This window comes from Nocardia coffeae (assembly GCF_019890715.1).
Lineage (GTDB): Bacteria > Actinomycetota > Actinomycetes > Mycobacteriales > Mycobacteriaceae > Nocardia > Nocardia jiangxiensis.
Window position 1 is genome coordinate 189,292 of the sequence record NZ_JAINZY010000006.1, and the last position, 21,767, is coordinate 211,058.

The window sequence follows — 21,767 nt, forward strand, 5'->3', positions numbered from 1 at the left end:
CCCGGAGCTTGGCATGAAAGACGATCGCGACCGTTCCGATTCGACAGCTGTGGGCCGCCGCACGATCCTGCGCGGCGCGGCCCTTGCAGGGGCCGCGGTGGTCGGCACCACGGCGACCTCGTATTCAGCACGCGCCTCGGCGCGCCCGATCGCGGCTCGGGCCAGTTCACCGGGGCGGGAGGTGGCGATCTTCGGCGGCGGGATGTCGGGATTGTCGGCCGCACACGAACTCGCCGAACGTGGCTACCGGGTGACCGTGTACGAGCCGTCGTATCTGGGCGGCAAGGCGCGCAGTATGGGCGTGCCCGGCACCGGTCGGGGCGGGCGCGCGGATCTGCCCGGCGAACACGGGTTCCGGTTCTTCCCCGGCTGTTATCAGCACGTGCCCGATACGATGGCCCGGATCCCGTTCCCGGGTAATGCGAACGGCGTGCGGGACAACCTGATTCGCGTGGAATCCGCGGTCGTCGGATTCCGGGACCGGCCGCCGATCTTCGCGCCGGTCGGCTTCCGCGGCCTGACTCAGCTCACCCCGCAACTGGTGGAATCCTCTGTGGTGTCGGCCTTCTCGTTCATCCCCGCCCTGCCGCCCGCCGAACTGGCCTTCTTCGGCAAACAGGTCGCGATGTGGTTCACCAGCTCCACCGAGCGGCGGTTCGGGCAGTTCGAGTACATCTCGTGGGAGGACATGCTGCAGGCGCAGGGCAAATCCGAGGCGTACCGGCAATATCTCGTCGCGGCGCTGACCCGGATCACCGTCGCCGCCAAACCGCATCTGAGCTCGGCGCGCACGATCGGCACCATCGGCCAGGCGCTCGTCCTCGCCGGGACCGGGCTCTACCCGCAGTATCAGGGCGGGGCGGACCGCATCCTGAGCGGTCCCACCAACGAGGCGTGGATCGATCCGTGGGTGGCCTATCTGCGCTCGCTCGGTGTCCGGTTCGTGATGGGCGCTCGCGCAACGCGATTGAACGTTCAGGATCGCCGGATCACGGGCGTCCAGGTGGTCGGCGGCGGGGCGGGCGGAACCGTCACGGCGGACTGGTACGTGTGCGCGATGCCGGTCGACAAGGCGACGTCGTTGATGAACGGGCCTGTCCTGGAAGCAGATCCGTCGCTGGCGGGGATGCGGCAGCTGATGACCGACTGGATGGTCGGCATCCAGTTCTATCTGACCCGGCCCACCGACCTGCCCGAGGGGCATATCGCCGCGCTCGGCACGCCGTGGGCGCTGACCGCGCTGCGGCAGGCGCCGATGTGGCGGGGAAATTTCGCGGCGAAATACGGTGACGGCCGGATCGCGGAATGTCTGAGCGCGGATATCTCCGACTGGGATTCGCCCGGCATCCTGTTCGGCAAACCGGCCAAGCAGTGCACCGCCGACGAGGTGGCCAAGGAGTGCTGGGCGCAGCTGAAGACGTGGCTGAACACCTCGACCGACTGGCTGCGCGACGAGGACATCGCGTCCTGGCATCTGGACCCGGGCGTCAGCTGGTCGGGTGGTACCACCCACAACGAAACACCGTTGCTGGTCAACACGATCGGCTCGTACAACCACCGCCCCGAGGCGCACTGCGCGATCGGGAATCTGTTCTTCGGCGGCGACCATGTGCGCAGCCACATCGATCTGGCGACCATGGAGGGGGCGAACGAATCCGGCCGCGCGGCCGCGAACGCGATCATGGACGCCGCGGGCGATCCCGGCGCACGCGCCGGAATCTTCCCGCTGGTCGAACCGCCCGAACTGGAGCCGTTCAAACAGCTCGACGCGGCCCGCTACCACGCCGGTCTGCCGCACATCCTGGCGTGAGAAGTCCGTTCAGGCCCCGCGCTCTCGCGCGACGCCCGCATAGGCGCGGGGCATGTACCGCAACCGGTCCGGCAGCAGCGGCCAGCTCCAGCGGATCGCCGTGCAGACCGCGCCGAACGCGACCTGGTCCGCGCCGCGCCACCGCATGCCCAGAATCTGCCGGGCGCGTTCGGGCATCAGGCCGTTGGCCAGCCACAGGTTGAACGCCATCACCGGCCGCCAGATCACCGACCACAGCGGTTCGGGAATGCCCGGCAGCGCCGGAATCCGGGTGCGGGTCAGGTCCAGCGCGAAATCGGTGGTGGGGTTGCGTTCGAGCACCTCGTCGATGGTGCGGTTCCAATATTCCTGGAACTCCGCGTAATTCGAGACCAGCACCCGATCGGACAGCCCGTACATGCGCCACCAGGTGACGCCCTCGGCGATGAGCTGATCCTTCTGCGCATCGGTCAACGGTGTGCCGAAGTACTCGTTGATCGCGATGTTCAGCTCGATGAAGGTGGCGTGCGTCCACCAGTACACGTCCGGGTTCAGGGCGTGATACCGCTCGCCACGCGAATCGATTCCCTTGAGCGGCTTGTGATAATCGCGCACCCGCTCGGCCTGCGCCACGTTGTCCGCGTCGTAGATCATGCCCTGGATCTGCGGCACCGACCGCACCAGCCGATCCCACGGATTGTCGAAGAAGTTCGAATGCTGTTGCAGCGCAGCGCCTACCGCCGGATGCATGTTCTGCAGGATGCCCGTGCGGCCGAGAAACAGCATGTTCCGCCAGTCACCCGCATACTTCCAGGTGAGCGAACCGGGGCCGATCGGCGCACCGGGAAGGACCGGCGCATCGGCGGTCGCGACGGCAGCCTGGTTGTCCGGATCCACGATTTCACAGCCTCCTTGCCGAGAAAAAGATATCGTGAGAAGGAATATAACCCACCTTCTCATCGAGTGCACGACTCGCCCGCGGCGTGCTGATCTCGTGCGACCGTTGTGGCCGGTCACGACCGAGGGTGCGCGTGCCCTGGAGTGCGCCGGGCTCGAGGTAGATTCGGGCCGCCGTCGCAGCCGTGCGCGCTGCGGCGAATCATCGTGCGAACCGAAGGGATGCGGCTGATGCCCGAGCGCAGAAATATCCTGATCACCGGGGCGAGTTCGGGTCTGGGTGCGCAGATGGCGCGCGAATTCGCCGCTCGCGGAAGGAATCTGGCGCTGTGTGCGCGTCGGCTGGACCGGCTCGAGCAGTTGCGTGACGAACTACTGGCGGCGCATCCCGGAATCACCGTGACGCTCGCGCAGCTCGACGTCAACGACCACGATCGGGTGTTCACGGTATTCCGCGAATTCGCCGACGAGCTGGGCGGATTGGATCGAGTCGTGGTCAACGCGGGCCTCGGCAAGGGGCAGCCCATCGGCTCGGGACGGTTCGACGCGAACGCCCGCACCGCCGCCACCAACTTCCTGGCCGTGCTGGCCCAGTGCGAGGCGGCGATGGAGATCTTCCGCGCGCACGATGCCGGTCACCTGGTGGTCGTGTCCTCGATCAGCGCCCTGCGCGGAATGCCGGGCAACCGGACCGCGTACGCCGCCTCCAAGGCCGCAGCCGCCACCCTGGCCGAGGGGATCCGCGCCGATACGCTGCGCACCCCGATCGCGGTGACCACCCTGTTCCCCGGATTCATCGCGAGCGAGATGACCGCCGCGGCCGGTCGCGCGCCGCTACAGGTGTCCACCGAGAAGGGTGTGCGGTCCATGGTTCGGGCCATCGAGCGCGAGTCGGCGTCGGCGAAAGTGCCTGCCTGGCCGTGGATTCCGATCGGCGCGGCACTGCGCTGGCTGCCACTGCGGATGGTCGCGGCGATCAGCGGGTGAGCTCGTCGCCGCGCCGATCACTCGGGACGGGGAGTCAGGGGATGGCTGTGGCGGTCGGTGGTGCGATGCGATGTGCGCAGGACCGAGCGGCCCTTGTGATTGGCCTTGGCCAGGTACAGGACGGTGTCGGCGGAATCGAGCAGCGACTCCGCGTCCGAGCCCGCCAGCGGGGTGACGATGGCGCCGATGCTCGCGGAGACGTGCAACTGGTGGCCGTCGACGGCGATCGGCTCGACCAGAGCCGACTGCAGGCGGTCGACGATCGTGGTGACCACGTCGTTCTCCGCCGGTGGCGGGATCAGGGCGACGAATTCGTCGCCGCCGATCCGGGCGATGAGGCAATCCTGTTCGCGCACACTGTCACCGAAGCGGGTGGCGACCTCGGTGAGCACCCGGTCCCCGGTGCCGTGGCCGTACATGTCGTTGATGGGTTTGAACCTGTCCAGGTCCACGAAGCACAGCCCGACATGATCGTCGTCGCCGACACCGGCGGACACGGTCTCGATGCGTTCGAGCAGGCTGCGGCGGTTGGGCAGGCCGGTGAGCGGATCGTGCCGGGCCTGCCAGTGCAGTTCCTGCTGCAGTCGATGCCGTTCGGTCACGTCCTCGCCGACGGCGAGCAGATAATCTCCGTACCCCTGGGTGCCTCTGACGAAGGTGATGGAGAACGCCACCCAGCCCACGTCGCCGTCCGAGCGCAGCAGGCGTCGTTCCATCCGGACCGAGCCCTCCCCGGCGGGCACCAGCTTGTCGAAGATCAGCGACCGGATCTCCTCCTGATCGTCCGGGTGGGCGAAGTCGTAGATCGAGATTCCGCGCAGCTGTTCGACCGGCACGCCGATCATCTCGGCGAGTCCGCGATTGGCGTCGACCAGCGTCCCGTCCGTGTCGCCGATGGCGATCGCGATGTCGGCGCTGTCGAACACGACGCGAAAGCGCGCGTTCTGATCCTGCCGGAGTTGCTGCCGGGTCAGGTACATCTGGTGGCCCTGCGCCACGGCCGCACCGAGGACGGCGAATCGGGCGCCGGCATCGGAGCGCTCGGAGTCCTCGGCCAGCGGTTGCAGGACCTGGACGGTGCGGATCGGGACCGCGGTATCGGTCCATCCCGCATCCGCCAGGGCCTCACCGATTTTGGCGCCCACGGCCGGATCCAGCTCCGGCGCCAGGAGTCCGGACAGGAGAGTATCGACCAGCTGTGTCAGCAGCCCGCGGGCCACCTCCGGCTCCGCCGGGCCCTCGCTCGTGGTGGACAGTGCCCGCCACCAAGCAGTGACCAGGGCATTTCGGTCCATACTCTCCAGCACCCCCTCGATGTCCGGCGACCGATCGGCATACCCCTCACCGATCCGGCGCAGTCTTGCCTCTCACACTAGATCAAAATCGCGAGAAGCTGTTGCGCGGAATATTTCCGGCTGGTGGGAGTACTCATGCCGCATGGTTCTCGTCGAAGATCGAGACCCCCTTGTATCGCGGGGTGATGATCTGCCAGGCCCAGGTCGCCTGTACGCATCCGACCAGGTCCCGCACGTGTGCGGCCACCGAATCCGCGGCCTTGCGGTCGGTGGAGTCGGCGTATTCGGCCAGGATCTGCTCGCGCAGGAGATGGAATTCGGTGAGCCGGTCGCGCACGATCGCCGCGGCGCCGTGCACGGCGTCGGCCAGGGTCGCGCCCGGTGTGTTCAACAGCCACACCGGAATCAGGTTGAAGTCGGCGCCGTCGGCGATGCACTCCTTCTCGAAGGAGAACATATCGTTCATCAGGGCGCCGATATCGGCGGTGAGCCGCTGCAGCCGTCGTAGCCGGGCGGCCGAATCGGGGTCCGAGATGAGATCCCAGGGCAGGTAGTCGTCACGGCCGTACTCGCACATGGCGATTGCCGGATACATGCCGGAGACCTCCGAGCGCAGGTCGATGTAGGCCGTGACGCTCAGCAATCCGCCTCGGGCATCGGTGTTCTGGTCGCGGATCGCGGTGCGCAGATGTTCGGCCGTCGAGTTGAGGAACTGATCGAGCCAGCCCGGTTCGGCATCGCGGGCCAGCAGCTCCAGGAATTCGGCCGTGGCGACCTCTTCCGGGGTCGGATCCGTTGCCGGGCTGCGGGTTTCGAGCATGTCACGTAATCGGCCCGCAGTGTGCGAGGCGCGTAATCGTTCCTCCTCGGACAGGTGCGCGAACTTCTCCCGGCCGACGGTGTCGTTGAGCCAGAACAGGATCGCGTTGAAGATCCCGATGATCGTCATCCGATCGGCGGTAACCGCGTTCGGGTGCAGATAAGGCGTCATGCTGTTGTAGTGCGCACCGCCTGCTTCCAGCCAGATCTCATGTCTGCGACAGAAGCGTTCCACTTCGGCGAGCGCGTACTCGCCGAATCTGTTGGGCCGGAATTCCCGGCAGTAGTCCTCGATATCGCGGTCCGGTGTGCTGAGCAGTGCCCGCAACGACCATCGCTCGCCTTGTTCCACCAGCGCGTCGTACTCCGATCGCATTGCGACCAGCGCTGTTTCCACCGTCGTCTGTTCACTCACCACGGGATTGCCTCCCCGGCCCATCCGATCCACCAACCACCCAGCGACGGTCAGACCGACTGGTGATACTCGTTCCAGTCGGTGCTTAAAGAGTAAGCAATAATGCCGAATCGGACAGCCTGTCCGATGATCATCGCTGGTGAGACAGTTATCCGCAGGGCAAGTTTCGGCAACCACGGCAGGGGATCTCGCCGCGACCGGTCATCCAGGCCGCGGCGAGATCCGGGCGTGTTCAGCGACGGATGAGCGGACTGCGCACGACGTTCGCGCCCGACGCGCGATCCGCCGAGTCGAAGAAGTCCTCGCGGTAGATGTCCCGGGGGAACAGCCGCGCCTTCATCAGGGCTTTCATCGTGTCGGTGACCATCTGCGGGCTGCCACAGATGTACGCGACGTGTCCGGCCGCGCGTGGATAGTCCTCGGCCAACTGGGCGGGTACCCGGCCGGTGCGGCCCTGCCATTCGTCGCGGGACAGCGCCGGACGGTAGGTGAACCACGCATGCTGCTCCTGCATGGCCTCGAAATAGTCGTGCTCGTACAGATCCTCACGGGTCGCGACGCCGTGATACAGCACCACATCCTGTCCACCGCCGGTCGGGGCGATATGTGCGAGAATGGATTTCAGCGGAGCGAGCCCGGTGCCACTGCCCAGCAACAGGATCGGCTGGGTGCGGGCCGGCCGGAAGGAGAACCGCCCGTATGGTCCGGAGAGTGTGACCGGATCTCCGGTCCGGAGGGTGCTGAAGATCCAGCCGTCGGTGGCCACACCGCCGGGCATGCGCTTGACGTTCAGTTCGATCCGGGACGGATCGGCGGCCGCACTGGCAATCGAGTACGGGCGGGTGTCGCCGCCGGGGAGGTTCAACTGGATGTACTGCCCCGGATTGAACGGCATGGGTGTGGCCAGTTCGATGACGATCCGGCGCACGCCCGGCGCGACGTCCTGCAGCACGGCCACCGTGCCTCGGTAATCACGCACGGGATGCACCTCGACGCCCTCCTCGACGTCGATCTCACCCTCGAGCACCACATCGCTCCGGGGTGTGGCCACGCACAGCAGTGCGCTGCCCTCCTCCCGCTCGGACTCCAGCAGTGCGTACGGCGACGCGTCGCCGAAATCGACCTCGCCGTCCAGGATTTCGGCCTTGCAGGTGCCGCAGGTGCCGTGCGTGCAGGCGTGCGGCAGCCAGATGCCCTCGCGCAGGCAGGCATCGAGCACGGTCTGATCCTCGCGGCAGGTGATCTCGGTGCCCAGCGGTTCGACGGTGACGGTGTAGCTGGTCATGGCGGTCCTCAGGCGGTGAAGGTCAGCAGGGCCTTGTGGCCGATGCCGAGGTCGGCGAGGGTGGTTCCGGTATCGAATTCCGCTGCGGCGTCGAACAATTCCCAGTCTCGCATCCGGGCCGGATCGAAATCCGGGTCCGAGGCCGCCCACGGTTCGACCATGCCGGCGAGGAAGTCGCCGAAGGTCATCGCCCGCGGCACCCGGAAGCACGCCGCGGAGCAGAACAGCGGATTCCCGCGCCAGTGCACATAGACCAACTGGTCCTCGCCGAACAGTTCGGCACGGTCGGCGGAGGGGAATTCGTAGTCGTAGAGCGCTTTGACGGTCATCTCAGGCCTCCTGTCGTTCGTCGTCGTGCCAGCGGGACCAGGACAGCGCGTCGGGGGAGCCCTTGTATTCGCCGTTGTCGCCGTCCTGAATCCCGTACCAGTCCAGGACTTCCGGCACGCTCGGGCCGCCGCAGTTGCCCTGGTAGATCTGATGCACCGGCAGCCACGCCTGCACGAACTTCTCCGGTTCCCGCTCGAAGATCCACTGGCAGCCGTCACTGCAGGTGTGGAACGATTCGCCGCGGAACTCGCTGTGCCGGAAGGAAATCCGAGTCGGATCGGAGGTTTCGGTGAAGACCATCGGGATCTGGCAGACCTGGCACAGCTGGGGCAGACCCTGGAAGAAGATCCGGCCGCCCTGCGCCTCGGCCCGCAGATGCTTGTCCCATGTCGGGCGGTAGTACCGGTCGAAGGTGTCCGGATACTGCTCGGAAAGCCAGGCCATGTGCGGGGCCTGCGGGGTCTGCGTGGTGAACGACGCGGCGAAGGAGAAATTGTGCAGCACCTTGTAGACCTGGTGCGAGAGATGGTCTTTCTCCGCGATGGCCTGCTCGACGTGCCGCGGCGGTTTGATGCCGTAGAACTCCAGGTCCGGGAACAGGCCGCCGAGCATCTGGTCCTCGAAGTAGAGTTCGAATGCCTCCTTCCAGCTCATCACCGGTTTGGGCAGCATGTAATCCATCATTCCGGCGACCAGTGCGGACATCCGGTACGCGCGCCAGAACCACTTGTCGATCCATTCCTGGATGATCGGCACATTGTCCTCGTCCTGTTCGAGCAGGAATTTGATCGCCTCGAGGCCCAGCGTCATGTGCCGGGACTCGTCGGACTGCGCGGAGAAACCGAATGACATCGTCGGCATGTCCCCGTTGAAACTCGCACCCGACATGAACGGCACGAACAGCAGATTCGTCAGCAGATATTCGAAACTGAAGGAAATCGAGACCAGGAATTCGAACGGGCCCGCGCTCATCGCGTCGTCGAACAGCGATTTGGGCACCGACAGGTACCAGACCCGGTCGTGCATCTTGGACCAGCTGTGGAATCCGTCGTAGTACTTGTTGTAGTTCGAGATCGTGTGGATCTGCGTCTGCGCGTGCCGCAACTCGTCGATACTCTGGCACAGCGCGGCGAACCGCGGCGCGGGACCTTCGAGATATCGTGCGAGATAAGCGAAGTGGCGATGTGCGGCGTACTCGAGCGGGGTGACGCCCTGGATGAACAGTTTGATCGCGTTGAGGTAGCTGGCATCGGACAACGTCAGATGACCCTGGCTCTGCGCGAATCCGTCCAGCACCGCGTAGAGGCGCTTGTCCTTTTCGGCCTGGTACTTGTAATAGGCATCCACGGTCAGCCGGAACGGATCCTGCCAACCGTCCCAGTCGTGGATCTTGATCCCCTCGTACCGGGTGTACGGGTAGAGCTCCTCCTTGGTGACGTACGAGGGCTCCCAGTCCAGATCACGGGTGAGCAGGGAGTACCGCTCCTTGAGCGGGAGCTTGCGCTTGCGAGCGGGCCGTGCGGCTTCGATGGTCATATCTCAGTGCTCCCACTTCACGATGATCTGGTCGTCGTCCCATTCGGAGAAATTGCCCGCGTACGAGACGATGGCGAGCTGGAATTCGCCGGTGTCCCATTCCCGGCCGAGGGCGTTCTCGACCGTTTCGCGATTGATCACGATCTGGCCCGCTGCCTGCAACTTCACCAGGCCGGGCAGGTGCCGGATGGTCAGTTCCGGATTGTCGGCGCGGATCGCATCGATCAGGCCGCGGTTCTCCTCGGCGTCCTGGATGTCGATGCCGACCTGGCGCAATGTTCCGGTCATGCCTGCTCACCTCCGGTGATCTCGGTCCAGCGGGTGCGTTGGGCGTCGACGGCGGCCGCGAGGCGTTCGGCCGCCCCCGCCTCGGGCACCCGGGTATCGATGGCGGACGCGAGCGCGCCGACGGCGTCGGCGGCGCGGGGCGCCCAGACCCGCGAGATGCGGTTCAGCTCTTGACGATTGGCGGTGCCGTGCTGCTCGTCGGCGGTCCAGACGCCGATCAGGGCATCGAGCCATTTGCGCTGGTCGGTAAACCACGTCCAGAGATATTGCGCGTACAGGCTGTAGGCGCCCGCGCCGCCGAGCAGTGCGGTCTCGTCCAGGTCGCGGTAGACGAGGGGATACAGCAGTCGATCCACGAGATCGACGGCCAGGATGCCCTCGGCCCAGTCGTCGACGATCATGATCTCCTCGATCAGGCGACGCAGCGGCTGTAGATGTTCGGCCTCGAGCCAGTGCTGCTTGGCGGCCTGCAATGTCTGGGCGGTGCCGCCGCCGACGGCGATGCCGACGCGAGAGAGCATCTGCGCGTTGCCGATTCGGTCGAAGGCGGCGAAAGTGCAGCACTGCTCGATCGAGGTGCCGTCGGCGAACCGGGCACCCGCCACGCTGGTCAGCTGTGCGCCGGATTCGTAGTGCCGCAACGGGATCACCACCGAGGACACCAGATCGTGCCAGGGCTCGGGGAGTTTGGCGAGCAGATCGCGTTCCTCGAGATAGCTCAGCGTCTTGCCGAATTCGTCGTGCAGTCCGGCGCGATGGGTGACGTACGGCGTGTAGTAGTACTGGCGCGGATCCAGGAACGCGTAACCGTCGGTCAGGCGCAGCGCGGAGAACCGGGCGTCGTACAGTTCGCGGTCCCGCGCCCAGGTGGGCCGATAGTGGAAGTTCTCCCGCGGCTGCACATCCAGGGTGCCCTCGAGATAGCGGCTCGCAGGCTGGTCGCCGAGCCGGTCGATGACGTTCTGATAGGTCTGGCGCTTGGGTTCGATGACCTGATAGCGCAGTTCGTATTGCACGGGGTCTCCTAGTGGGCGGTCGGGGTGGCGAGCAGGCTCAGCAGCAGCGCCCGCAATTCGTCTTCGCCGGTGAGGCGGCGCGGGGCGTGCTCGGCTCGCCCGGAGATCAGCAGTTGCGCAACGGCGGTGCGACCGGTCAGTGAGGTCTGCACCCGTGCGCTGCGGTCGCCGCAGCCGAGGGTGAAGGCGAGCTGCCCCGGACCGCTGTCGTCGACGAGGGTGATCGGCGCGCTCTGCGCCGCCAGGATCGCATTCGCCTCACAGACCAGTTGCTCTGCCAGAGAACGGATTTCGACCTGCACGTGGGTGGCTGCGGCGACCGCTTGCGGGCGGCTGTCCTCGGTCCGGTATTCCGGTGCCGGAGTGCCGTCCAGCAGCTCTTGTACGGCGAGCATGAACGGCGTCATCGCGCGACCTCGGGGGCCGGGGCCGCCACCGACGTGGTCGGAACCTCGAAGGCGCCGGTGGCATCGGCGCGGACCTCGTGGCCGCAGGTGGTGATCAATGCGTCCGGCACGGGCACCCCGTCGGCGGTGGCGACATCACCCCCGAACAGCAGATGTGGGCCGCGCCCGGCGATCCGGGTGATATCCATGGGGCCTCCTTGCCTCGTCGCCGATCCCGTGGGGGATGTGCGTTGCGACGAGTCTCACGCGGGGAACCATGTGATGTGAAATACAAAAACGACCCGGATTGATATAGGTCACATCTTGACCCAGGTCATCCTCCGATTTCCGCACCCAATCGGGAACCGCCCCGGCCGCGACCGCCGCCGAGCAGTGCCTGCGATCGGGCGAGTACCCGGGCCAGGACGGGTGATTCGTCGCCCTTGCGCCAGGCGATCGCCAGCTCGACCTCGGTGGTGGTGCCCGCGAGGGGTTTGAATGTCGCGCCGGTGATCTGCAGGTGGCGGACCGACGCGGGCACCAGTGCCACTCCGAATCCCGCTGCGACCAGTGAGACCAGTGTCGAGGTCTCGGCAACCTCCTGGACGCGGCCAGGACGGAATCCCGCGTGCCGGCAGGCCGTTTCGACCGCGTCGTGCACGACCGACCGCCGGTGCGAGGGATAGCTGATGAACGTCTCCGTGCGCAGATCGGCCAGTCGCACCGTCGATTGCTCGGCCAGCGGATGTGACTGCGGCAGTGCGGCGATCAGCGGCTCGCGCCGTAGCACGCGCACCTCGAGTTCCGGATCGTTCACCGGCGGGCGCAGGAACCCGAGATCGATCGTGCCCTCGGCGAGTGCGGCCACCTGCCGTGGGGTGAGCATCTCACCACGCAGATCCATCTCGATACCGGGCAGGTCTTCGCGCAACACCTGCGCCAGAGTCGGCAGCAGTTCGTAGGTGGCGGTGCCGGTGAAGCCGATCGCCAGTCGCCCGACCTCGCCGGATGCGATCCGCACCGCCTCCGTGCCCGCCACGTCGAGGGACGCCAGAATCCCGCGGGCGCGCTCCAGAAACCGTTGACCGGCCGGGGTCAGTTCCACCCGGCGGGTCGAGCGGTTGAGCAGAACCACGCCGAGGTCGTTCTCCAGCGCCTTGATCTGCTGAGACAGCGGCGGCTGGGCGATGTGCAAACGTTCGGCGGCGCGGCCGAAGTGGCATTCCTCGCCGACCGCGACGAAGTAGCGCAGGTGACGCAGTTCCATGGCCGGAGCCTAGGCCGGACCGAGACAGCTCGAGTCTTGATCCGGCGTAATTGTTCTGCCGAAGATCTCAGTGCCGAGTGCTTGTCTCGGCGAGCACGATCACGCGTTGCGCCAATGTGGTTCTCGGCCTTCATGATAGGCGGTCATCCCGTCGACCGGGTCGCGGTGGGCGACGAGCGCGTCGGCCAGGACGGCGGTGTGCGGTGCGGTGGTCTCGGCGTCGGGCAGGGTTTCGGTGCGGGCCAGGAAGTTCAGGGCCGCGCGGGTGGCGACGGGGGAGCGGGCCACGATGTCCGCGGCCATCTCCCGGGCCAGATCCAGGGCCTTGCCCTGCGGCGCGGTGCGAGTGATCAGACCGGCGGTGAGCGCCTCGGCGCTGTCGATCCGACGTCCGGTGAGGATCATGTCGTAGGCCAGCGCCCGGCCGACCAGGTGCGGCAGACGCACCAGGATTCCGGTGCCCGGCGGCATGCCGAGGGCGGTGTCCGGGACGGCGAAGGTCGCGGTCTCGTCCGCGACGCTGAGATGACAGGCCAGTGCGAGGGCCAGCCCGTCGCCGTCCGCGCGGCCGTTGATCGCGGCGATCACCGGCTTGGCCGGTGTGGCATCCAGCGGCGAGGCGTCGAATCCGTTGTGCGGCTGGAGCATGAGTTGCAGTGGCGAGCGGATGCCGTGCAGGTCCGCGCCGAGGGAGAACGCCTCGTCGCCCGCGCCGGTGAGTACCGCGACCCACAGATCGGCGTCGTGGGCGAAGGCGGTGAGGATTTCGCCGAGTTCACGGTAGGTGTCGCCGTCGAGGGTGTTGCCGTTCGCGGCCCGGTCGATGGTCACCTCCAGAATATGTCCGGAGGTCGAGACCGAAACGGTGCCGTAATCCGTTCGCAAGGGCGGAATACGTTGTGCCAGTCCGGTATCCATCGACTCGCGGGTCAGCGTGACATGGTTGCCCGCATCGCCGGAGCGAACGAACACCCGTCGGCCGACCGGCTGTTCGGTATCGGTCAGGGCGCGGGTGGTCTCGTCGTCCAGGGGTGTCGCGAGGAATCGGCGGCCGTCGTCCAGGCGGCCGACGACGGTGGCGCGGGAGGATCCGCTGGAACCGTAACGGAGAACGAAACTTTCGATCGTGCCCCAGCCCTCGGGGCGGTAGGCGACCGGAACGCCCGGCACATCGTTCAGTTCGGCCTGCACGGATGTGGTGGGTCGCACGCGCCAGGGAGCCGGTGTGGTCGAGTAGACGCCCGCGGAATGTTTGCTCAGCACACCGCCGTTCGCGGAGACCAGGCCGTAAGCGCCGGGCCGATCACGAAGTCGTGCAACGGTTTCGACGATGGCATGGGTGGTGTAGTTGTTGCCCGGTCCGCCGAAGAAGGGCAGCCCGCCGGTGACGGTCAGTCCGCGCGGATCGGCCGGATCCAGACCGAGGCCGTCGCACAGATTCGACACCGCGATCGGGAAGCAGCTGTACAGGTCCAGGGTGGTCAGCTCGTCCAGGCCGATGGCGGCCATATCCAGTGCGTGCCGCACCGCCGCGACGGCGGCCGGGCTGCGATCCAGATCGGGGCGTACCAGCAGTTCGCGTTCGGCGAGGTCGGCGTAGCCGTGCAGATATACCCGCTGCGATTGCGGAATGCCCAGTCGGTCAGCGGTTTCCGTGGACGTCACCAGCACCGCGGCGGCCTGGTTGACCTGATCGCGGGCGACCAGGAAACGCGGGTAGATATCGGTGATGAGCCGGTTGCGCTCGTCCACTCGCACCAGTTCGGCGGCATCGCGTTCGATCGGGGCCGCCGCATGCGGATTGGTCGCGGCGACCGCGCTGAATCGGCCGAACAGCTCACCCATCGTCTGCGCGTACTGTGCCCGGGACTCCTCGCGCCGGCCCCGGCGGGCGTTCTCCAACATCGCGTAGCTGACGGCGGGTTCGACCAGATGGTGCCGCACCGCGTAGAACGGCGTCATCCCCTGAATGGAATAGCCGCGATCCTCGAGCGGGCCGCTGTCGGACTCGGTGAAGTCGGGGCGTTCGGCGGGCGGCAGACCCGCCAGATGCCGGACGGTCGAGATCGTCTCCGCGCCGACGAGTACCGCTGCGCCGCACCGGCCCCCGGCGATCTCCCCGCACAGCTCGTTGAGCAGCTGCTGCGGGCTCTGGCCGCCGGTCGGACCCAGGATCGCGCGGGACGGGTCGGCACCGACGCGGCGCGCGATCGCCCGCGGGACGTTGTCGGGTGCGCCGAGCGCGGCGGTGGCGTAGGGACTCGAATCGTCGAATGCGCGCACGGCCGCGACGATGTCCAGGGCGGCGGCGAGCGCGGCCGGATCGGCCGTGGAATCGGTGAGTGCCGCGCGGACGGCTTCCGCGGCCAGGTCGGCGGCCGACAGTGCGCGATATCCGGCGTCGTCGAGCCGTTCGGATGCTTGGCCGACGCCGACGAGTACCGGCGTATCCGGGGAGATGGTGACCGATTCGGGTGAGTTGTCGGACATGATCGCGGCACTCCTTCCGGCCTGCAGCAGGTGTGATCCGCGCGGGGGCGGTCTTCACACTGCGAGCGGCGGCAGCCGCGTGGACACTGTTCTGGACATCCGTTTTACACCGTATCAGGACGGTTCGACACGAAGGGGGTCCCGTCACGAACCCGCAAGAGACGAATATCCAGTCCTGGGGGCACAGCGGGCCGCGCGGCTGGTTGGATGGGGGTGTGCCGAATCCCCTTCGCCCACAAGCGGTTGCCCTTCTCGATGAACTGTCCACCAACGGAGCGGATTCGGGGGTGTGGTCCAACCTGCGGGAGGAGCTGTACTACCGGCACATCGGTGAGCACGCCTGCGCGGCATTGCCCGCGCTCGCCGCCCTGGCGCGCGAGGGCGTCCCGCTGACCCGGCTGCGGGCGATCGAACTCGCGGGAGACCTGCTCGCGCGGGCCGATCCGCACGGCGGATCCGTTCGTGAGCAGTACGCGCCGGACGTCGCGGTGCTGCTGGGCCTGGTCCGGGCGGATCTGGGGACGAAGTACGCCGAGCAGGACCACGAGCCGGACGCCTTCGTCTACCGCATCCGCAGCATGCTCGCCCTCGAAGGGGAAACCGAATGGTCCCGCCGGTTGGCCGGACTGCTGGGCGGCGAATTCGAGATCAAATGTCCCGAATGCTCCGCGGTGATGTTCGTGGCCCTGGGTACCCACGGCGTGTTCACCTGTTGGGACGACGACTCGCTCGCCGACGACGCCGACGACACCGAACTCGTGCCCACCGCCCCCACCCGGCTCACCGGCCTGGCCCACCGCTTGCACATCCTCGCCGTCACCGCCCGTCAACCGGTCCTCGCCCGGCACCTCACCTATCTGTTCGGCCGGACCACATGTCCGCGCAACGCCCACGAGTTCACCCCGGCCGATACGATCGCGGGTAGCTAGCCGGTTCCTGGAAAGAGTTGCGGCACCGAGAAGTTCGGCGGCGTTGCTCAATCCTGCCGATCCACTTTCCGGGGGCGGCCCGGGGCTCCGAAGGCCAGCGCCACCGCGGCGACGAGGCTGATGACGGCCAGCACGAGGGTGGTGTGGTGCATGCCGTCCAGGAAACCGGTGCGGGCCAGGTCGAGCAAGGGCTGCGCGCGCGGGCCTGCCTGGTGGGCCAATTCGGTTGTGGCGGCGAGGGAATGGGAGACCGGGGTGCGGGCGGGTTCGGGGAGGCGAGGCAGGGCGGCTGCGATGGCGGAGTGATAACCGGCCGCGAGAACTGTTCCGGCGACCGCGATTCCGACCGCCGCGCCGATTTCGCGGGCGGCGTCGTTGACGGCTGCGGCCACGCCGTGCGTGTCCACGGCGGTGTCGGTCATGATCGCGGTGGTGGCCGGTGCCGCGGCGAGTCCGAGTCCGGCGCTGATGACGAACAGCGGGATCAGCACGCCGAGATATCCGGAGGACGGAGTCAGGCGGGTCATCATGCCGAGTCCGGCGGCGATCACGACGAGTCCGGCGGTCGTGGGCCAGCGCAGTCCGTAGCGCAGGGCCAGATGCGGTGAGACCCAGGACAATCCGATCAGGGCCCCACCCATGGGCAGGATCGCGACGGCCGCGCGCAGCGGACTGTAGCCGAGGATCAGCTGCAGGTACTGCACCACGATCAGGAACATGCCGAAGGTGACGAGGAACTGGACGGTGATCGAGGCCGCGCCGGAACCGAATCCGCGCCGGGCGAACAGTCGCAGATTCAGCAGTGGCCGCCGCACCCGCAGTTCGATCGTGACGAACGCCGCACCGGCCAGAACGGAACCGGCGAATCCGCACAGGATGTAGGGATCGCTCCAGCCCCGGTCGCCGACGGCGATCAACGCCCACACCAGCAGCCCGACCGTGGCGATCACCGTGAGCGCGCCGAACGGATCGCGTCCGGCCGCGGTGGAGCTGCGCGATTCGGTGAGCCCGAATCCGGCCGCGGCGAGTACGGCCGCCAGCACCGCCAGACCGACGAAGATCGACTGCCACGACCACCAGTGCAGTAGCAGTCCCGACCCGATCAGCCCGAACAGGCCGCCGGACCCGGCGAATCCGGCCCAGACGCCGATCGCGCGTCCCGCGGTGTTCTCCGGGAATTCCGCGGTGATGATGGACAGGGTCGACGGCATCACCAGCGCCGCGCCCACACCGGCGATCGCGCGGGCGGCGATCAGTGCGGTGACCGCCGAACTCACCACCGGGATCACCGAGGCGGCGGTGAAGATCACCAGTCCGACGATCAGCAGCAGCCGGCGGCCGTAGCGGTCCCCGAGTGCTCCGGCGGGCAGCACCAGGCAGGCCAGCGCCAGGGTGTACCCGTCGACGATCCAGGCGCTCTGGGTCTGATTCGCGCCGGTGGCGACGGCGATCTGCGGCAGTGCGGTGTAGAGCGCGGCCATGGACGCGATGACCACGGCCACGGCCGAGCACGCGATGACCACCGTCCGCAGCTGGTGCCACGACCACCTGCCGGTCGACGTGTCCGCGACCTCGGTGGCTAACGACATGTGCGTTCTCCGTTCAGGATTCGGCGCGGCAGGCGCGCCGGGCGGACGGGGGCTCGCGGTGTTCGTGCACGGCCTCCACGCTCGCTGCCGCACCCGGCCCTGAACAAGGTGTGCGACCGAACTCGACACGCTCCGGACTTCCCGCGTTGCGCATCGTGTCGCACGGCCCCATGTTGACCTGCGCGAACTCTGCTGTTCCGGACGCCGAAATGTCTCATACTGAGCCGATGAGTTCCGACTGGCTGCTGGGCGCGGATCGGCACGAGACCGCCGCCGACCACATCTACGCCGCCGCGGCGGATCTGATCACGCGGCACGGATTCGACTGCCTGACCGTCGAGACGGTCGCACGCCACGCCCACTGTTCGCGCGCGACCGTCTACCGCCACACCGGTGGTGTGACCCATCTGCGCGAGACCGTGCTGGCCCGCGCGGCGACCCGCATCACCGACGCCGTCGACCGCGCCATCGCCGACCAGACCGGTCCGGATCGCGCCTACGCCGCCCTCACCGTGGCCCTGCGCGAGATCCGCGCCGAACCGGTCATCACCGCATTCCTGTCCTCCGAACACGGCCCCCGCGCCGCGGTCACCTTCGCCCGGTCACCGGCCCTGAACCACATCGCCGCCGAATTCACCGGCATCCGCCCCGCCGACCCTCTGATCACCACCTGGCTGATCCGCTCGATCCTGCAATTGCTCCTGTGGCCCGCCGACCCTGCCACCGAAACCCTTCTGTTGCAGCGTTTCCTGCTCCCGACGTTGACGCGCCACGAGGCGACCGAACCTCGTGGGGACGACGACCCGAACCCTGCCGAGGCATGAAGGTCCGCCGAAATTCGGACGTGGAAGTCCCCGCGGGCGGCCCGCCGATGCGGTGCGCACCCGCGGCGGTGCGCAGCCGGGGCGGTGAGGATGGGTGACACCGCCCCGGCTGCTTCTCGCCCGCTGTCGCACCCGCGCGGCATGAGAGGCGGTAGCCGCATCGGGACGAGCCGACGCACCGAACCACGCGAGGGAGCACGGCGTAGTATCGGGTCGAGATCGCAAGGGCAACAGCGGTATTCGAGTGGACAGGGCGAATTCTGCACCCATTCGCCCCGTCCGCTGCCACGGTAACCCGGCAAGCCCACGCTTTCCAGGCGAATCAGCACCACTGGGACCATTCACCGACCCACAGCACCCGAACCTGTGAATCCGACAGTGTCACCACACGTTCGGACCGCCCCGGCCCGATGCCACGATGACGAAATGCCCGCCACCCCCATCGACATCGCCCGCAACCTGGTCCTCGCCCGCTTCCCACGGGCCCGCGCCGCCTGGCTGGGTGGCAGCGTCGCTCTCGGAACACCCACGGCAACATCGGATCTGGACATCACCGTACTGCTCGCAGGCCCACCCGCGCCGTATCGTGAATCGCTGCGCCACGAGAGTTGGCCGGTGGAACTTTTCGTGCAGAGCGGCGAATCGGTCACGCATTTCCGCGTGGCGGAACGGGCCGCGCGACGTCCGGCCACGGCGCGACTGATCGGGCAGTCGCACATCCTGCTCGACGCGGACGGCAGCGGCGAGCGTCTGCGGCAGGAGTGCGCGAGAGAACTCTCCGAAGGGCCGCAACGTCTGAGCGAGAAGGAATTACGAGCCAGGCGCTACGGGGTGACCGATCTGCTCGACGATCTCGCGGGCGCACAGGATGCGAACGAGCGCCTCGTGGTCGGAGCCGCGCTGTGGCAGGCGACGGCCGATCTGCTGCTCACCGCGAACCGGCACTGGATCGGCGGCGGCAAATGGCTGCACCGTGAATTGGCGGCCTTCGACCAGGCCGGCGGTACGGACTTCGGCCGCACGCTGGCAGACGGGATGCGTGCGGTAGCGCTCGGCGACGTGGATCCGATGACCGCGGTTGTCCTCGAGGTGCTGAGCCAGGTCGGCGGGCGACTGTTCGAGGGATTCCGGGCTGATGGTCCCGCCTGAATCAGTCCGGCGCCGGGGGTCTTGCCCATGTGGGGGTGCGAGGGTTCGGGCGATCCTGGCGGCGGATCGGGGGGAGTTTGTGGCGTAAGTGTCGTGGGCTTCGGTGAAAGCGCAGGTCCGCGGGGGAGTTTCGGGTTCGGGGGTGGCGTAACGAGGCGCAACAGAATCGGATACGGGGTGGAAATACGGGGTTGGGACGGTCGATCCAGCACAGCGAAGGGATCGACCGATGGGCTTCACCGACAACCCCAAAATGGAGGATTACTCCCTGCGATATACGCCGGGCGCATTCCGCAAATGGTCACCGTGGATGGTGTTCCTGTCCTGCCTGGTGGGGATATCCGCGATGGCGGGTTACGCATTGGACGCGGCGTTCGTCGACTCGTTCGGGTTCGGCAACGCGCTGATCGGCTTCGGCCTGGCCGCGGTGGTGACGGTGCCGCTGACGATCGTGATCGCGTTCGCCATCGCCCGCGGCCATATCGATATCGACTTGCTCACCCGCGGTTCGGGATTCGGATATCTGGGCTCGACGGTGACCTCACTGGTCTACGCGACCTACACCCTGATCTTCCTCGCCTACGAGGGTGCGATCATGGCGCAGGCGGTCACGGCGCTGACCGGACTGGACATCCATCTGTCCTATGTCGCCGTCGCGGTGGTGATGATTCCGCTGACCCTCTACGGCATGTCGTTCAGCGCGAAGTTCCAGGCGTGGACCTGGCCGCTGTGGATCGCGCTGATCGGGCTCGCCCTGGGCAGCGCGGCCACCGCACCGGATGCCGGAACGCATATGGTGCATCCGGCCAGTGTGGGCCCGGCTGGTGTGGCCGGGATGTCGGTGCTGGCGATCTTCGCCATCGCCGCCGCGCAGTTGTCGCTGGCCGCGCAGGTGGGGGAGCAGGGCGACTATCTGCGGCTGATGCCCGATCCGGAGCGCGGCAAGCGCGGGCGCTGGCGGCTGGCGGTGGTGTTCGGCGGACCGGGCTTCGCGTTGTTCGCGATGGGCATCTTCTTCGCCTCCACACTCCTGGTCGGATACGCCTCGACCAAGTTGAGCCCGGGGCAGGTCGGGGTGCCGGTCGACTTGTTCACCGCCGTCTACGAGCGGGTCACCGGTAATCACACCAGCGCGTTGATCCTGGCCGGGACCTTGGTGTTGCTGTCCCAGATCAAGATCAACATCATGAACACGTACTCAGGTTCACTGTCGTGGTCGAACTTCTTCTCCCGGCTGCTGCATCGTCATCCGGGGCGCGCGGCCTGGGTCTTCCTGCAGGTCGGGTTGTCGTTGGTACTCATGGAGATCGGCATCTTCGACCACATCGTCGAGGTACTGGCCTGGTACTCCAATATCGGCATCGCCTGGATCGCGGCCATGGTCGCGGATCTGGTGATCAACAAACGCTGGCTGAAACTCGCTCCGCCGCAACTGGTCTTCCACCGCGCACACCTCTACAACGTGAACCCGGTCGGCTTCGGATCCATGGTGATCGCGGGTGCGGTGTCGATGATCGCCTACTACGGCGCGTTCGGGTCCACGGCCGCGGCCCTGTCGCCCTTCGTGGCATTGGTGCTGGCACTGGTGTTGCCGCCGCTGATCGCCTGGCTGACCAAGGGCCGCTGGTACATCGCCCGGATCTCCGAGTTGCCCGAGCACGACGGTGAACTCCCGTGCTCGGTGTGCGAGGGCAGCTTCGACGTGGTCGACATGGCCACCTGTCCGTTCCACGGCGGCACCGTGTGCTCACTGTGCTGCTCGACCGAGGGCGCCTGCCGGGACGCCTGCAAACCGAATGCGTGGCGACCGCCGAAAGGCGCTGTGCCCTTGGGCATGCCCGTGGTGGCTCGCACCGCACAACCCGAATTGGAGGTGGCGCGATGAAGGCGCTGATCGTCGTCGACATGCAGAACGGCTTCTGTCATCCGGACGGCTCGCTGCCGCGCCTGGGCATGGCCCTGAGCGGGGCCCAGGAGGCGGTCGCCCGGACCGCGACAGCCGTGCAGCATGCCCGCCGCACCGGTATGCCGGTGATCTTCACCCGCCACGTCTACCGCCCCGGCTATCCGGATCAGGGGCCGTGGCTGGGCGGCCGGACCCCGGACCTGTCCTCGGTCGACGGCCTGCTCGCGGGCAGCTGGGACGGCGATGTGGTGGACGAACTCGGCTGCGGACCCACGGATCTGGTGGTCGACAAGGTGCGGCTGGACGCGTTCCAGTGGACCTCGCTCGAACCGCTGCTGCGCGGCCTGGGCGTGAGCGAGCTGGTCGCCTGCGGCGTGGTGACCAACTTCTGCGTCGAGACGACCGTGCGTTCTGCGGTCATGCGCGATTTCGAGGTGACCCTGCTGCACGACTGCTGCGCCGCGCAGACTCCGCGCCTGCACGAGATCGGCATCGAGATCATGCGCGACTGCGGGTTCGCCGAGGTCGTCGCGGTCGCGGACTTCGCGGCGACGGCGGTGGCGGCATGAG

20 protein-coding genes are annotated in these 21,767 nt (G+C 67.3%); 7 read left to right on the forward strand and 13 right to left on the reverse strand.

What is annotated here, in order from left to right:
• The first annotated feature begins 13 nt into the window (after positions 1-13).
• Entirely contained in the window at positions 14-1,810 is a 1,797-nt protein-coding gene (locus K7711_RS22950) for a hydroxysqualene dehydroxylase (protein ID WP_222971498.1), read from the forward strand.
• Positions 1,811-1,819: 9 nt separating this feature from the next.
• On the opposite strand, the gene K7711_RS22955 is transcribed toward K7711_RS22950, so the two are convergent.
• Positions 1,820-2,686 carry an oxygenase MpaB family protein gene (locus tag K7711_RS22955; protein ID WP_308014899.1) on the reverse strand — a complete coding sequence of 289 codons (867 nt, stop codon included), beginning with the start codon at positions 2,684-2,686 and terminating at the stop codon, positions 1,820-1,822.
• A 231-nt stretch (positions 2,687-2,917) separates the two neighbouring features.
• Between K7711_RS22955 and K7711_RS22960 the strand changes: the two genes are divergently transcribed.
• Positions 2,918-3,673, forward strand: a complete 756-nt coding sequence (locus K7711_RS22960) for an SDR family oxidoreductase (protein WP_222971500.1) — start codon at positions 2,918-2,920, stop codon at positions 3,671-3,673.
• Positions 3,674-3,690: 17 nt separating this feature from the next.
• On the opposite strand, the gene K7711_RS22965 is transcribed toward K7711_RS22960, so the two are convergent.
• The 11 genes from K7711_RS22965 to K7711_RS23015 all read right to left on the reverse strand — a co-directional run bounded on the left by K7711_RS22965 (position 3,691) and on the right by K7711_RS23015 (position 14,800).
• Positions 3,691-4,968 (reverse strand): sensor domain-containing diguanylate cyclase, encoded by a 1,278-nt coding sequence (locus K7711_RS22965; RefSeq protein ID WP_222971501.1) that lies wholly within the window; start codon positions 4,966-4,968, stop codon positions 3,691-3,693.
• A gap of 133 nt (positions 4,969-5,101) precedes the next feature.
• Complete coding sequence (locus K7711_RS22970; protein ID WP_308014900.1) at positions 5,102-6,202, reverse strand: terpene synthase family protein; 1,101 nt, start codon at positions 6,200-6,202, stop codon at positions 5,102-5,104.
• Positions 6,203-6,434: 232 nt separating this feature from the next.
• On the reverse strand, positions 6,435-7,487 hold the full coding sequence (locus tag K7711_RS22975; RefSeq protein ID WP_222971502.1) for an NADH:ubiquinone reductase (Na(+)-transporting) subunit F: 1,053 nt from the start codon (positions 7,485-7,487) through the stop codon (positions 6,435-6,437).
• An 8-nt stretch (positions 7,488-7,495) separates the two neighbouring features.
• Positions 7,496-7,816, reverse strand: coding sequence for a phenol hydroxylase subunit P4 (locus tag K7711_RS22980; protein WP_222971503.1), 321 nt, complete (start codon positions 7,814-7,816; stop codon positions 7,496-7,498).
• A 1-nt stretch (position 7,817) separates the two neighbouring features.
• Positions 7,818-9,353 (reverse strand): ferritin family protein, encoded by a 1,536-nt coding sequence (locus K7711_RS22985; protein WP_222971504.1) that lies wholly within the window; start codon positions 9,351-9,353, stop codon positions 7,818-7,820.
• A 3-nt stretch (positions 9,354-9,356) separates the two neighbouring features.
• Positions 9,357-9,641: an MmoB/DmpM family protein gene (locus K7711_RS22990; RefSeq protein WP_222971505.1), complete on the reverse strand. Its 285-nt coding sequence runs from the start codon at positions 9,639-9,641 to the stop codon at positions 9,357-9,359.
• Positions 9,638-10,657 carry a ferritin family protein gene (locus K7711_RS22995; RefSeq protein WP_222971506.1) on the reverse strand — a complete coding sequence of 340 codons (1,020 nt, stop codon included), beginning with the start codon at positions 10,655-10,657 and terminating at the stop codon, positions 9,638-9,640. The genes K7711_RS22990 and K7711_RS22995 overlap by 4 nt, the downstream gene beginning before the upstream one ends.
• An 8-nt stretch (positions 10,658-10,665) precedes the next feature.
• Complete coding sequence (locus K7711_RS23000) at positions 10,666-11,064, reverse strand: hypothetical protein (RefSeq protein ID WP_222971507.1); 399 nt, start codon at positions 11,062-11,064, stop codon at positions 10,666-10,668.
• Positions 11,061-11,252, reverse strand: coding sequence for a hypothetical protein (locus K7711_RS23005; protein WP_222971508.1), 192 nt, complete (start codon positions 11,250-11,252; stop codon positions 11,061-11,063). The genes K7711_RS23000 and K7711_RS23005 overlap by 4 nt, the downstream gene beginning before the upstream one ends.
• Positions 11,253-11,377: 125 nt before the next feature.
• Positions 11,378-12,310 (reverse strand): LysR family transcriptional regulator, encoded by a 933-nt coding sequence (locus tag K7711_RS23010; RefSeq protein WP_222971509.1) that lies wholly within the window; start codon positions 12,308-12,310, stop codon positions 11,378-11,380.
• A gap of 99 nt (positions 12,311-12,409) precedes the next feature.
• On the reverse strand, positions 12,410-14,800 hold the full coding sequence (locus K7711_RS23015; RefSeq protein WP_222971510.1) for an enoyl-CoA hydratase-related protein: 2,391 nt from the start codon (positions 14,798-14,800) through the stop codon (positions 12,410-12,412).
• A 215-nt stretch (positions 14,801-15,015) separates the two neighbouring features.
• On the opposite strand from K7711_RS23015, the gene K7711_RS23020 reads away from it, so the two are divergent.
• Positions 15,016-15,729, forward strand: a complete 714-nt coding sequence (locus K7711_RS23020) for a hypothetical protein (protein ID WP_222971511.1) — start codon at positions 15,016-15,018, stop codon at positions 15,727-15,729.
• A 47-nt stretch (positions 15,730-15,776) separates the two neighbouring features.
• On the opposite strand, the gene K7711_RS23025 is transcribed toward K7711_RS23020, so the two are convergent.
• Positions 15,777-17,318, reverse strand: a complete 1,542-nt coding sequence (locus K7711_RS23025; protein ID WP_222971512.1) for an MFS transporter — start codon at positions 17,316-17,318, stop codon at positions 15,777-15,779.
• A 227-nt stretch (positions 17,319-17,545) separates the two neighbouring features.
• Between K7711_RS23025 and K7711_RS23030 the strand changes: the two genes are divergently transcribed.
• From K7711_RS23030 to K7711_RS23045, 4 genes are all read left to right on the forward strand, one after another.
• A complete protein-coding gene (locus K7711_RS23030; RefSeq protein WP_222971513.1) occupies positions 17,546-18,142 on the forward strand; it encodes a TetR/AcrR family transcriptional regulator in 597 nt (198 codons plus the stop codon).
• Between the two features lie 426 nt (positions 18,143-18,568).
• Entirely contained in the window at positions 18,569-19,291 is a 723-nt protein-coding gene (locus tag K7711_RS23035) for a nucleotidyltransferase domain-containing protein (protein ID WP_222971514.1), read from the forward strand.
• 229 nt (positions 19,292-19,520) lie between these two features.
• Complete coding sequence (locus tag K7711_RS23040; RefSeq protein ID WP_040830453.1) at positions 19,521-21,176, forward strand: purine-cytosine permease family protein; 1,656 nt, start codon at positions 19,521-19,523, stop codon at positions 21,174-21,176.
• Positions 21,173-21,766, forward strand: a complete 594-nt coding sequence (locus K7711_RS23045) for a cysteine hydrolase family protein (protein WP_222971515.1) — start codon at positions 21,173-21,175, stop codon at positions 21,764-21,766. Before K7711_RS23040 ends, K7711_RS23045 begins: the two co-directional genes overlap by 4 nt.
• The last annotated feature ends 1 nt before the right edge of the window (position 21,767 follow it).